The organism is Neisseria sicca 4320, from assembly GCF_000193735.1.
In the GTDB taxonomy this organism is placed as follows: Bacteria; Pseudomonadota; Gammaproteobacteria; order Burkholderiales; family Neisseriaceae; genus Neisseria; species Neisseria sicca_E.
Window position 1 is genome coordinate 32797 of the sequence record NZ_AEPF01000113.1, and the last position, 13143, is coordinate 45939.

The following is a 13143-nucleotide window of genomic DNA, read 5'->3' on the forward strand; positions in this document are numbered from 1 at the left end:
CACACCAAAGCACGAAACCACGAAAAAAGACCGCCAAAGCGGTCTTTTTTATCACTTATTTTCTCAACTCTATTGTGCCAAATCGGCAAACAGAGGCGTAGAAAGATAGCGTTCGCCATAAGAAGGCAGCAGCACGACAATCAGTTTGCCTTCATTTTCAGGCTGTTTGGCAAGCTGCAACGCACTCCATACTGCCGCACCGGAAGAAATACCGACCAAAATCCCTTCTTTTTCCGCCATCGCGCGGGCAGTTTCAAATGCCGCTTCGTTCGGGACTTGGGAAATGCTGTCATATACTTTGGTATTCAATACGGTAGGAATGAAGCCGGCACCAATGCCTTGAATCGGGTGCGGACCTTTTTCACCACCGCTCAACACAGGAGAAGCTTCAGGCTCGACGGCGACAACTTTGACTTCAGGTTTGTGTTTTTTCAACACTTCGCCTACGCCGGTAACCGTACCGCCCGTGCCGACACCTGCTACAAAAATATCGACTTTGCCATCCGTATCTCGCCAAATTTCTTCGGCTGTTGTTTTGCGGTGTACTTCAGGATTTGCCTCGTTATCGAACTGACGCGGCATGAAATAAGTATCCGGATGCTCGTCCACCAAGGCTTGCGCTTTTGCAATCGCCCCTGCCATACCTTCGGACGCTGGAGTCAGAATCAATTCAGCGCCAAACGCTCGCAGCAGCATTTTACGTTCTTTACTCATGCTTTCGGGCATGGTAATCGCCAGCTTATAGCCTCGTGCCGCACACACCATTGCCAAACCGATACCCGTATTGCCGCTGGTCGCTTCAACAATTACGGTATCTTTACCGATTTTGCCCGCTTTTTCAGCAGCCTCAACCATCGCTTCGGCAATGCGGTCTTTCACGCTGCTGCCGGGATTGAAAAATTCCAGTTTGACAGCGATTTCGGCTTTCAAACCTTCAGTCAGGCGGTTTAATTTGACCAACGGGGTGTTGCCGATCAGCTCGGTAATGCTGTTTGCAATCTTCATTTTTTACTCCAGATTTTGATGTGATATAACCTGTATATTAAAGACAGGTCGTCTGAAAAACCAATATCGAATATTTCTTTCTTTATAACTTTTGGTTGTTTGGCTTGATTCGCAAAAATTTTTTCTTAATGAAGCCCGATTTCTCCGGCTAAAGCTCCTGTTACCAAAACCTGCATGACCAAAGCCATCAGCCAGCCCAACCTGAGTTGCGCCTTACTGAACACCGCCGGCGACTGCTTGGCAATGCTTCTGCGGTGCAGATAAAAAACGGTCATGATAACAAACTGCAAAATAAACCAATAAACAGGCTTTAGCGCGTACAATTTCAACAGAGCCGGCAACGTAAAAGCCAAAGAACGACCCGGCAACATAAAATACAATATAGCGATAATCGACACAAAAGCCAAAGTCATCAACACATTGCTGACAGCAAACACACTCAAAAACGGATGCCGTAAGTCCGCCTGCCAAAAATCAGTATCCGCCTGCTTTTTCCAATGAAACGCAAAGAAAAACACGCTGGCAAAAGTCAGATAAAAATGCGGGACAAACAACGGACCGACATGGGTAATCCCCCACATCCCCGGCAAAAGCTGCGATCCCAAAATCGACACACCCAGCCACAAAACGACCGAAGCCCAAAACCACTGGAACATTTCAGCGCGGAAAATCAATCCAAAAAACACCAGTCCATAAGCAACAACGGCGAGAAAATCCAAATTCGTCCAAATCATGAATACTGCAACTCGCCTTCAAAAACCGTTTGAACAGGACCGGTCATCAAAACGTCCTCACCATGCGACCAAGTAATAAACAAATCCCCACCCGGCAGCGAAACCTTCACAGGCACGCCTTCTGCCAACAGCCCCAAACGGACGCCCGCAACCACAGCAGCACAAGCCCCCGTACCGCAAGCCTGAGTTTCACCCACACCGCGTTCAAATACGCGCAAGCGGATAGATTCCCTATCGACAATCTGCATGAAGCCGACGTTGACACGTTCCGGAAACTGCTCGTGCGACTCAATGGCCTCGCCCCAATGAGCCACGGGCGTAGTCTGTACGTCCTCAACCACGATCACAGCATGAGGATTGCCCATATTCACACAACTGACCTGCACCGTCTCCAATCCGACCATCACCATATGCGTCAAAGCATCTTCTGCTTCGTCAGTAACCGGCACAAACGGGATTTCAGACGACGTAAAGCGCGGTTTGCCCATATTCACGGTAACCAAACCATTGTCCAACAGCTTGGGAATAATCACACCCTTAGCCGTTTCAACCAAAATTTCCTTTTTATCGGTCAAACCTTTATCAGCCACAAATCGGGCAAAACAGCGCGCACCATTACCACACTGCTCCACTTCGCTACCATCCGCATTAAAAATACGATAACGGAAATCCACCGCATCGGAAGACGGCTTTTCCACCAGCAGCAACTGATCGAAGCCCACCCCTCTAAAACGGTCGGACCATTCGGCAAGCGGCGCCGCCAGCGGATCAAAATCCTGCCCGATACCGTTTACCACCATAAAATCATTGCCCAAACCGTGCATTTTGGTAAATTTCAAGGTTTTCATCAGTTTTCCTGTTTGTAATCGAATTGAGATGTTTTTAGATATTCGCAACTATGCATGGATACTCAGGCAGAGATTTGACGCATCATCTTTTTTTCAGACGACCTTTAGCCCTGTTCCAATGATTATGATTATATAGTGGATTAACTTTAAACCAGTACGGTGTTGCCTCGCCTTGCCGTACTATCTGTACTGTCTGCGGCTTCGTCGCCTTGTCCTGATTTTTGTTAATACACTATAAAATATCGGATGCCACTGTAATTCTTCGGTCGTATTCCTCGCGGTGTTTCGGCAAGAGATAGGGGCGCAGGAGGCTTAAGGTGCGACGGACGCCGCGTGCTTTGGAGTCTTCGGTCAGCTTGGTACGCCCGCGCAGGGAGCTGTCGAAGTCGAACCAGTATTTCGTGACCATCCACATATTGACGGCGAGGTCGTTCATGGCGGTTTGGTCGGCTTGGATGATGTTCAGACCGTTGAGCTGGGTAAGCAGGTTGACCAAGAGCGGGGAGACTTTGGCTTGGGTGAAGGTATTGTGTTCGCCCAATAGTTCGGCACTGCGCGCAAGCAGGGTGTTCACGTCGCTAAAGAGGAAGCGGTATTCCCACATCACGTCGTAAATGCCCGCCATATAGTTGATGGAGTCTTCCACATCGGACGGCAACACGGCTTCATTCAGGTATGCCAGCAGGGCTTCGCTGTAACGTTTGAAGAGTTGGACGATGATTTCGTCTTTGTTGCGGAAGTGGTAATAGAGATTGCCCGGACTGATGCCCAAATGCGCCGCGATATGGTTGGTACTGATGTTGCGCTCGCCTTCCTCGTTGAAGAGCGCAAGGCTGGCGTCGATGATGCGGGTGTAAGTATTGGTTTTTGCAATGCGGGTCACGGGCATACTCCTTGGATTTATAGGCTGAACGAAGCGGGCAGCCAATTGGGTTCGGCGTGTAATTCTACCTGAAATCGAGTAAATACTGTATTGCAGACGTGTTGCGCCAGCTTCCAAACGTCGTCTGAAGAAGCATTGTTTTTGTTCACCAAAACCAAAGCCTGCCGGTCGTGTACCGCCGCACCGCCGATTTGAAAGCCTTTCAGACGACATTGGTCGATCAGCCATCCGGCGGCGAGTTTGACCGAACCGTCGGGCTGCGGATAGCGCGGCATATCGGGATGCTGCTGCAACAGGGAAGCGGCTTTTTCCGCGCTGACGACGGGGTTTTTAAAAAAACTGCCAACATTACCAAGTACGTTAGGATTAGGTAGTTTACTGTTGCGGATTGCACACACTGCATCGGAAACATCTTTCGCCGTCAGCGCCCTGCCCGCGCTCAGTTCGGCAACGGCGGCTGCCAAATCGCCGTAACCCAAATTCGGCTCGAAACGCTCTTTCAGGGCGAATACGACTGAAACAATCACATAACGCCCTTTGCCTTCCTGCTTGAACAGGCTTTCGCGGTAGGCGAAGCGGCAGTCGGCATTGGCAAGCTCGACAAAGGTTTCCGTATCCAAATCGAAGCAGCGCACGCTGTGAATCACATCTTTCGCTTCCACGCCGTATGCGCCGATGTTCTGCACAGGCGACGCGCCGACCGTACCCGGAATCAGGCTCAGGTTTTCCAGACCGTTCAAGCCCAGTGCGACGGTGTGCAGGACAAAATCGTGCCAGATTTCGCCTGCCTGCGCTTCGATGTAAACGAGGTCTTCTGAACGCGCAATCTCGCGTATGCCTTTGTTTTCCATATGGACGACCAGTCCGGCGTAATCCTGCATCAAAACGATGTTGCTGCCGCCGCCGAGCCATAAAACGGTATCGCGGTCGAACTCGGGCAGTCGGACGATGTCGCGCAACTCGTCGGCGTGTTCGAGCGCGATAAAGGCTTGGGCTTGGGCGCGAAGACCGAAGGTGTTGTAGGGGGTGAGGTCGGTTTGGTATTGGATGGGTTGCATGATGATTTGTAATTTCGTGGATTCAGGTCGTCTGAAAACTTACTATTTAACAATTACGATAGGTAATGGGGTTTTGGGGGGCTTTATAGTTTTCTTGGGAAGAATAGGTCAGCTTGTCCACTATTTCTTGATAAATGTCGGACTCTTTTGGCAACGGCTTGCCTTCAAACATCCAGCGACCTTGAATAATATCATCGGCAAAAATCCATCTTTCGATTTCATATACTGCTAATGTCCAGCCGCGATAGACTGCAACTGCATATTTTGCTTTTTCGCGCCTGTTTCCGATTTTCCAATATTTCCGTGTGCGTTCGTAAATTTCCTTATGCCTATCGGCTTCAGGAATATTCCCTGATCTGATGTCTTTTTTCAGTTTCTCGTATTCGTTATTAATCGTAATTAAAACAATAGGTTTATCAGTTTTTAATTCTTGCGCATCATATTTTCGTTTTAATTCGGGCAAGCTCATCAATCCTACTTCAGAAGAATGCGTGCCGCCTTGAATATTAGTCAGCGGCTGCTGGCTCGGTTTGACTAGGGAGAGTAGGTCTATTGCCATCGCTTCATATTCAAAAGCCTGTTTGTCTGTTTGGATGTTGTGCCGCAGAATGTAATACACGGGCTGGCGTCCGCTTTTATGTATTTCCCTAATCAAGGCAATTTTATCACTTGGCGTTTCTGTTTCTTGTAATGAACCTAGGGCATGGTGGAAAACGCGATTGCCCACACCTTTACCTACATAGAAAATATTGCCGTCTCTAGGGTCAATCAAGCAATAAACATAGTAAGCAAGTTTTTCTATAATGGAAGTTGAAAACATTTTTTTCCTTAAAAGTGAATAAGCCGTAAATGAAATATTAATGGAGGTCGTCTGAAAGAAATTTCAGACGACCTTATGCGATCTGACCATCTCCCTGCTGCACAATTCCAAGCACCACACCAAGGCGACGGCTGCGATGGTGAGCGAAGCAATCAATGCCGTCCAGAAGCCGTAAATGCCCATATCGAAACGGTAGGCAAGCAGGTAGCCCGGCAGCAGGCCGCAGCCCCAGAAGGCGGCGGCGTGGATGAACATCGGCACCTTGGTGACTTTGTAGCCGCGCAGGGCGTAGGACGCGATGCATTGGGTGAAGTCCGCCGGTTGGAACAAGCCGGCGAACAGTAAGACGGTGGCGGCGATGCTTAAAACCGCCGGATCATTGTTGTACATACTTGCCAGCGGCGAACGGAATAATACCAAAGAAAGCACGGTAATCACGGCGAGCATCCAACCCAACACCAGCGAGACGCCCGAAATATAGCGCGCCCGCGAAAATTCGCGCCGCCCTAATGAAAAACCGATACGCACCGTCCCTGCCGAGCCGACGCTTTGCGGAATCATATAGAGAATCCCCGACAAACTGATGCCGACCTGCTGCGCCGCCACATAATCTTCGCCGAAAGGCGCGATCAAAAACACGATAAACGAAAACGCGCTGGCTTCCAAAAAATAAGACAGCCCGATGGGCGCGCCGATTTTCCAAATCTGTTTGAACACTGCCAAATCCGGTTTGCCGAATTTCGCCGTCAGTCCGAACGGGCGGAAGAATTTTTCCTTGGCGATATAAATCCACAACGCCAGCGCGCTGAACCAAAACACCACCATCGTCGCCAACCCGCAGCCTGCGCCGCCCAAAGCGGGCATACCGAATTTGCCGTAAACGAAAATATAGTTCAGCGGCACGTTCAACACAAACGCCGCGAAGCTGACCAACATAATCAGGCGCGGACGGTTCAGGCTGGAGGCGTAGGCGTGCAGCGCGCGGTGTACCATTGCCGCCGGCATCGCCAGGCTGGTAAACAACATATACTGCGCCATCGTGCCTTCGACATAATCGCTCAAGGTCAGCCAGTTGCGGAACGGCGTAATCGCCGCCCACATCAATACCATGCCGAAAATCCCCAAAAACAGCCCGAACCAAATCCCTTGCCGCCCCGTTTCGCCCACTTCGTCGGTTTTACCCGCGCCGTAAAGCTGGGCAATCATCGGGTTCAGCGCCGCCATAATGCCCATAAAGGTAATATAAACCGTGGCAAACGCGCTGCTGCCCAACGCCACCGCCGCCAAGTCCTCCTTGCCCGCACCGCCCGCCATCACGGTATCGACGAAACCGATGCCCACCTGCGCGACCTGCGCCAACAGCATGGGCAGGGCAAGGGCGGTCAACAGGCGGATTTCTTTCAGGAAGACGGAAAAGGAAAAGCGGTTGAGATCGAGCAGCATAAGTTTTGATAGAACTTTAAAAAAGCGGAAATAAAGAAACAGGTCGTCTGAAAACAGACGGCCTGTTCCGTATAGGATTTGAAAACGGGATTATATTGGAAACAACGGTTGATGGACAGCCAGAAAGCCTTTCAGACGACCTTAAACACCCTCAATGTCGTCTGAAAACCGTCAAATCGCCGCTTCGGAGCGTTCGCCCGTACGGATGCGGATAGCTTCTTCTACAGGCAGCACAAAGATTTTGCCGTCGCCGATTTTGCCGGAACGGGCGTTTTCGATGATAACGTCAATCACTCGTTCGACATCTTCATCGGCAATGATCAATTCGACTTTGACTTTGGGCAGAAAATCAACGGCGTATTCCGCGCCGCGATAAATTTCCGTATGCCCTTTCTGACGGCCGAACCCTTTGACTTCGCTGACAGTCATGCCGGTAATGCCGATTTCGGTAAGGGCTTCGCGTACGTCGTCGAGTTTGAAGGGTTTGATGATGGCTTCGATTTTTTTCATGGCACACTCCGATTGGAATAAGAATAAACGGCAAATATAACAGAAGCAGCAGGGAAACGATAAGCGGTACGGAAACTCACTGAAAACCGTCATTCCCACGCAGAAGGGAATTCAAACCTCTGCTCAGAAATATTTAAAGACTACTGTAAATCCAAACTTCTAAATTCCCGCACGCGCGGGAATGACAGCATTTGATATAAAGACATACGGAAGCAGTTGCCCACCCCTACTTCCTGAAATTTTCCACATACCCGATTTCCGACGAAAATCATAAAAACAGATAAAACCCTTATTCCTTAATATTTTCAGACACCCCCCACATTCCCACCGGCCGCAGGTCGTCTGAAAAATTGTCAACATTTTAACCCAAATTACCAAGCAACCCAGACCCATTCGGCGTATAATACAGCCTTTCCCAACCGCATTTGTGAGCTGAATCATGTCTGTTGTTTTGCCCTTGCGCGGCGTTACCGCCCTTTCCGATTTCCGTGTTGAAAAACTCTTGCAAAAAGCAGCCGCACTCGGCCTGCCTGAAGTAAAACTGAAAAGCGAATTTTGGTATTTTGTCGGCAGCGAGAAAGCACTGGATGCTGCGACTGTCGAAAAACTGCAAGCCTTACTGGCGGCGCAAAGCGTTGAACAAACGCCCGAAGCGCGCGAGGGCTTGCATTTATTTTTGGTAACGCCCCGTTTGGGTACGATTTCGCCGTGGGCTTCCAAGGCAACCAATATCGCGGAAAACTGCGGTTTGGAAGGCATAGAGCGCATCGAACGCGGCATGGCGGTGTGGCTGGAAGGTCGTCTGAATGACGATGAGAAACAGCAATGGGCGGCTTTGCTGCATGACCGCATGACCGAATCCGTGCTGCCCGATTTTCAGACAGCCTCCAAATTATTCCACCATCTCAAATCCGAAACCTTCTCCACCGTCGATGTTTTGGGCGGCGGTAAAGAGGCTTTGGTCAAAGCCAATACCGAAATGGGTTTGGCGCTCTCCGCCGACGAAATCGATTATCTGGTTGAAAACTATCAGGCTTTGCAGCGCAATCCGTCCGATGTGGAGCTGATGATGTTCGCGCAGGCAAACAGCGAACACTGCCGCCACAAAATCTTCAACGCCGATTTCATCCTCAACGGCGAAAAACAGCCCAAATCCCTCTTCGGCATGATACGCGACACGCACAACGCGCATCCCGAAGGCACAGTCGTTGCCTATAAAGACAATTCGTCCGTGATTGAAGGCGCGAAAATCGAGCGTTTCTATCCGAATGCGGCGGAAAACCAAGGCTACCGTTTCCACGAGGAAGACACGCATATCATCATGAAAGTGGAAACGCACAACCATCCGACCGCCATCGCGCCGTTTGCGGGCGCAGCAACGGGCGCGGGCGGCGAAATCCGCGACGAAGGCGCGACGGGCAAAGGTTCGCGTCCGAAAGCAGGCTTGACCGGCTTTACCGTCTCCAACCTCAACATTCCCGATCTCAAGCAGCCGTGGGAACAAGACTACGGCAAGCCGGAACACATTTCTTCGCCGCTGGACATCATGATTGAAGGCCCTATCGGCGGCGCGGCGTTCAACAACGAATTTGGCCGCCCGAACCTCTTGGGCTACTTCCGCACTTTTGAAGAAAAGTTTGACGGTCAGGTTCGCGGCTACCACAAACCGATTATGATTGCCGGCGGTTTGGGCAGCATTCAGGCGCAGCAGACACATAAAGACGAAATCCCCGAAGGCGCATTACTGATCCAACTGGGCGGGCCGGGCATGCTTATCGGCTTGGGCGGCGGCGCGGCTTCTTCGATGAATACCGGCACGAACGACGCCTCTTTGGACTTCAATTCCGTACAACGCGGCAACCCCGAAATCGAACGCCGCGCGCAGGAAGTGATCGACCGCTGCTGGCAGCTCGGCAACAAAAACCCGATTATCTCCATCCACGACGTCGGCGCGGGCGGCTTGTCCAACGCCTTCCCCGAACTGGTCAACGATGCCGGACGCGGCGCGGTATTCAAGCTGCGCGAAGTGCCGCTGGAAGAACACGGTCTCAACCCGCTGCAAATCTGGTGCAACGAATCGCAAGAGCGTTATGTGTTGTCGATTTTGGAAAAAGATTTGGACACCTTCCGCGCCATCTGCGAACGCGAACGCTGCCCGTTTGCCGTGGTCGGCACGGCGACCGACGACGGCCATTTGAAAGTGCGCGACGATTTGTTCTCCAACAATCCCGTCGATTTGCCGCTGAACGTCTTGCTCGGCAAACCGCCCAAAACCACGCGCAGCGACAAAACCGTGAGGTCGTCTGAAAAACCGTTTAACGCGGGCGATATCAACATTACCGAAGCCGCCTACCGCGTTCTGCGCCTGCCTACCGTAGCGGCTAAAAACTTCCTGATTACCATTGGCGACCGCAGCGTCGGCGGCATGACCCACCGCGACCAAATGGTCGGCAAATACCAAACCCCCGTAGCCGACTGCGCCGTTACCATGATGGGCTTCAATACCTATCGTGGCGAAGCGATGTCTATGGGAGAAAAACCGACTGTCGCCCTGTTTGACGCGCCTGCTTCGGGCAGAATGTGCGTCGGCGAAGCCATCACCAACATCGCGGCGGTCAACATCGGCGACATCGGCAACATCAAACTTTCCGCCAACTGGATGGCGGCGTGCGGCAACGAGGGTGAAGACGAAAAACTCTACCGCACCGTCGAAGCCGTTTCTAAAGCCTGTCAGGCATTGGATTTGAGCATTCCCGTGGGCAAAGACAGCCTGTCGATGAAAACCGTTTGGCAGGACGGCGAAGAGAAAAAATCCGTCGTTTCACCGTTGAGCCTGATTATCTCCGCGTTCGCGCCAGTTCAAGACGTGCGCAAAACCGTTACGCCCGTATTAAAAGACAATGCCAATTCGTTCACTATTCTGCTGATGATTGACTTAGGCAACAACAAGTGCCGTATGGGTGGGTCTGCACTGGCTCAAGTGTATAACCGAAGCGGCGGCGAAGCACCTGATATTGATGCAGGCCATCTGAAAGCGTTTTATCAGTTAATTCAGCAACTCGTTCAAGAAGATAAGTTGCTGGCCTACCACGACCGCAGCGACGGCGGTTTGTTTGTGACTCTGGCAGAAATGGCATTTGCTTCTCGCCGTGGCATGAATCTCGACCTGCTGACAATGGTAAGTAAAAATATTAACGTTCAAAACGAGTATTACTCGTCTCAAGAATGGCAAAAATTTGTCCTAACTACCCTGTTTAACGAAGAATTAGGAGCCGTTATTGCTGTTCACGCTGCCGACCACGAATATATTTTCAATTTGTGCGAGAAACTGAATCTCACGCTGCACTATTTGGGAGAGTTTGCCGACAGCGGCCATATGGTCATCAATGCAGGAGAAGAAATTTTCAATCAATCCCTTACCGACCTGCAACGCGCATGGCAGGAAACCAGCCACGCCATTCAACGTCTGCGCGACAACCCTGCCTGCGCCGACAGTGAGTTTGCCCTGATTGGCGACAACGACCGCAGCGCATTGTTTGCCGACGTGAAGTTCGACGTGAACGAAGACATCGCCGCGCCTTTCGTCAACAGCGGCGCGAAACCCAAAATCGCCATCCTGCGCGAACAGGGCGTGAACGGACAAATCGAAATGGCCGCCGCCTTCACCCGCGCCGGATTCGATGCTTACGACGTGCATATGTCCGACCTGATGGCAGGCCGCGTCCACCTTGCCGACTTCAAAATGCTGGCGGCGTGCGGCGGCTTCAGCTACGGCGACGTACTCGGCGCGGGCGAAGGCTGGGCGAAATCCATCCTGTTCCACCCCGCCTTGCGCGACCAGTTCGCCGCCTTCTTCGCCGACCCGAACACGCTGACATTGGGCGTGTGCAACGGCTGCCAAATGGTCAGCAACCTCGCCGAAATCATCCCCGGCACGGCAGGCTGGCCGAAGTTCAAACGCAACCTGAGCGAACAGTTCGAAGCGCGCCTGAGCATGGTTCACGTCCCCCAATCAGCCTCCTTGATCCTGAACGAAATGCAAGGCTCCAGCCTGCCTGTCGTGGTCAGCCACGGCGAAGGCCGTGCCGACTTCGCGCTTCACGGCGGTAAAATTTCAGACGACCTCGGCATCGCGCTGCAATACGTCGACGGACAAAACCAAGTTACCCAAACCTACCCGCTCAACCCCAACGGCTCGCCGCAAGGCATCGCCGGCGTGACCAATGCCGACGGCCGCGTTACCATCATGATGCCCCACCCCGAACGCGTGTACCGCGCCGTGCAAATGAGCTGGAAACCGGAAGACTGGACGGAACTGTCCGGCTGGTACCGCCTCTTCGCCGGAGCAAGGAAAGCTTTGGGTTAACCGGCAGGCTGATTTGATTCGGCTTTAAAGAAAAGGTCGTCTGAAAACGATTTAGCGAAACCTGCTCTATCTGTTTTCAGACGACCTTTATATGTTCTTATATGTTCTTATATGTTCTTATATGTTCTTATATGTTCTTATATGTTCTTATATGTTCTTATATGTTCTTATATGTTCTTATATGTTCTTATATGTTCTTATATGTTCTTTTGCGTATAAAGACCGAGCCGACCGCCGTCATTCCCGCGCAGGCGGGAATCCAGACCTCTGTATTTCAGAAATATTTAAAGATTACTGTAAATCCAAACTTCTGGATTCCCGCCTACGCGGGAATGACGACCTAGATTTTTTGTCCCGAACCTATATATACAAACAAACTTAATTGAATTTATAGAAAGATTTGGAGAAGCTTATGTCTGACATAGTAATTTTTGAAGATATGCCAAATGATGCTGCTTTTATTGAATGGCTTAAGAACAACCAAAATGGTTTTGTACTAAACATAAACAAAAAAGGTAAAGTCTCTCCTATATACCCTAAATTACACAAAGCTAGTTGTAGTAGCTTTCCAATTAAAAAAAAAGACAAAAATTGGACAACAAAAGCTTCAGACTATTTCAAAGTTTGCTCAAACTCAATCGAAGAACTTGAACAATGGAGCTGGTCCAAATATCAAAAAGGACTAACTCTATGCGGAACCTGTAAGAAAAAAGGATTACTAGTGGCATGGTGCGCAGAAATACCAAATTTTCAGGCCGCTTCTGCCCTATCCTTAAAATCTGATATAGACGAACTCGAAAAATGTTTAGCATCCAAGACTGACCCAGAAAAGCGAACCGAAATCGAAACTTTGATAAAAGCCCGTCTAGGGCAAGGTAGTTTCCGGCAAAACGTACTCGAACAGTATCCGAGCTGCCCTCTAATAGGCCTAGATATCCAGCCTTTACTCATTGCCAGCCATATCAAACCTTGGAGTGTGTGCAATAATAACGAACTTTTAGATCCCTTCAATGGTCTGATGCTCGCACCCAATATTGACGCATTATTTGATAAAGGACTGATTACGTTTGATACCGACGGGACGATAAAAATCCACCCGACAATCGATCCGGAAAATCAAAAGCGGCTTGGAATTTCTCCCGATATGCAATTAAAAATCGAACCTAAAAGCGAAAAATATTTCGAGTATCACCGCAACCACGTTTTCCAAAAAGAAGAATAAATAGTGTTGAATAGTCCGTTGATTTAAGGTCGTCTGAAAACGATTTAGCGAACCCTGCTCTATCTGTTTTCAGACGACCTTTTTGCGTCCTTTTGCGTATAAAGACCAAACCGACCGCCATCATTCCCGCGCAGGCGGGAATCCAGACCTCTGCATTTCAGAAATATTTAAAGATTTCTGTAAATCTAAACTTTTGGATTCTCACCTACACAGGAATGACGATGATTGAGTATTTTCCATTTGAATTCACCATA

Annotated in this window: 10 protein-coding genes; 2 read left to right on the forward strand and 8 right to left on the reverse strand. The window is 50.3% G+C overall.

Annotated elements, in window-relative coordinates:
- Positions 1–69: 69 nt before the first annotated feature.
- The 8 genes from cysK to NSCA4_RS0109985 form a co-directional block, all read right to left on the reverse strand.
- Positions 70–1005, reverse strand: coding sequence for a cysteine synthase A (gene cysK / locus NSCA4_RS0109950; RefSeq protein ID WP_016687988.1), 936 nt, complete (start codon positions 1003–1005; stop codon positions 70–72).
- Between the two features lie 125 nt (positions 1006–1130).
- Complete coding sequence (locus NSCA4_RS0109955) at positions 1131–1739, reverse strand: hypothetical protein (protein WP_016687989.1); 609 nt, start codon at positions 1737–1739, stop codon at positions 1131–1133.
- Complete coding sequence (dapF, locus tag NSCA4_RS0109960; protein WP_016687990.1) at positions 1736–2587, reverse strand: diaminopimelate epimerase; 852 nt, start codon at positions 2585–2587, stop codon at positions 1736–1738. The genes NSCA4_RS0109955 and dapF overlap by 4 nt, the downstream gene beginning before the upstream one ends.
- 232 nt (positions 2588–2819) lie before the next feature.
- Entirely contained in the window at positions 2820–3476 is a 657-nt protein-coding gene (locus tag NSCA4_RS0109965; RefSeq protein WP_016687991.1) for a TetR/AcrR family transcriptional regulator, read from the reverse strand.
- A gap of 11 nt (positions 3477–3487) precedes the next feature.
- Positions 3488–4528: a UDP-N-acetylmuramate dehydrogenase gene (gene murB, locus NSCA4_RS0109970; RefSeq protein ID WP_016687992.1), complete on the reverse strand. Its 1041-nt coding sequence runs from the start codon at positions 4526–4528 to the stop codon at positions 3488–3490.
- A gap of 46 nt (positions 4529–4574) precedes the next feature.
- The gene (locus tag NSCA4_RS0109975; protein WP_016687993.1) at positions 4575–5348 is read right to left on the reverse strand and encodes an LEM-3-like GIY-YIG domain-containing protein; all 774 of its coding nucleotides are present in this window, start codon (positions 5346–5348) and stop codon (positions 4575–4577) included.
- A 63-nt stretch (positions 5349–5411) separates the two neighbouring features.
- Positions 5412–6791, reverse strand: coding sequence for a multidrug efflux MATE transporter NorM (norM, locus tag NSCA4_RS0109980; RefSeq protein ID WP_016687994.1), 1380 nt, complete (start codon positions 6789–6791; stop codon positions 5412–5414).
- A 171-nt stretch (positions 6792–6962) separates the two neighbouring features.
- Positions 6963–7301 carry a P-II family nitrogen regulator gene (locus NSCA4_RS0109985; RefSeq protein ID WP_016687995.1) on the reverse strand — a complete coding sequence of 113 codons (339 nt, stop codon included), beginning with the start codon at positions 7299–7301 and terminating at the stop codon, positions 6963–6965.
- 439 nt (positions 7302–7740) lie between these two features.
- Here NSCA4_RS0109985 and purL point away from each other — a divergent pair, with 439 nt between their 5' ends.
- Positions 7741–11667 (forward strand): phosphoribosylformylglycinamidine synthase, encoded by a 3927-nt coding sequence (gene purL, locus NSCA4_RS0109995; protein ID WP_016687997.1) that lies wholly within the window; start codon positions 7741–7743, stop codon positions 11665–11667.
- Positions 11668–12079: 412 nt separating this feature from the next.
- A complete protein-coding gene (locus tag NSCA4_RS0110000) occupies positions 12080–12889 on the forward strand; it encodes an HNH endonuclease (RefSeq protein WP_016687998.1) in 810 nt (269 codons plus the stop codon).
- Positions 12890–13143: the final 254 nt, after the last annotated feature.

What these genes read in the sequence shown, in the direction of transcription:
- NSCA4_RS0109955 (WP_016687989.1), bottom strand. Translation starts at nt 1,739, where the DNA reads ATGATTTGGACGAATTTGGATTTTCTCGCCGTTGTTGCTTATGGACTG.
- NSCA4_RS0109965 (WP_016687991.1), bottom strand. Translation starts at nt 3,476, where the DNA reads ATGCCCGTGACCCGCATTGCAAAAACCAATACTTACACCCGCATCATC.
- murB (WP_016687992.1), bottom strand. Translation starts at nt 4,528, where the DNA reads ATGCAACCCATCCAATACCAAACCGACCTCACCCCCTACAACACCTTC.
- NSCA4_RS0109975 (WP_016687993.1), bottom strand. Translation starts at nt 5,348, where the DNA reads ATGTTTTCAACTTCCATTATAGAAAAACTTGCTTACTATGTTTATTGC.
- dapF (WP_016687990.1), bottom strand. Translation starts at nt 2,587, where the DNA reads ATGAAAACCTTGAAATTTACCAAAATGCACGGTTTGGGCAATGATTTT.
- NSCA4_RS0110000 (WP_016687998.1), top strand. Translation starts at nt 12,080, where the DNA reads ATGTCTGACATAGTAATTTTTGAAGATATGCCAAATGATGCTGCTTTT.
- norM (WP_016687994.1), bottom strand. Translation starts at nt 6,791, where the DNA reads ATGCTGCTCGATCTCAACCGCTTTTCCTTTTCCGTCTTCCTGAAAGAA.
- NSCA4_RS0109985 (WP_016687995.1), bottom strand. Translation starts at nt 7,301, where the DNA reads ATGAAAAAAATCGAAGCCATCATCAAACCCTTCAAACTCGACGACGTA.
- cysK (WP_016687988.1), bottom strand. Translation starts at nt 1,005, where the DNA reads ATGAAGATTGCAAACAGCATTACCGAGCTGATCGGCAACACCCCGTTG.
- purL (WP_016687997.1), top strand. Translation starts at nt 7,741, where the DNA reads ATGTCTGTTGTTTTGCCCTTGCGCGGCGTTACCGCCCTTTCCGATTTC.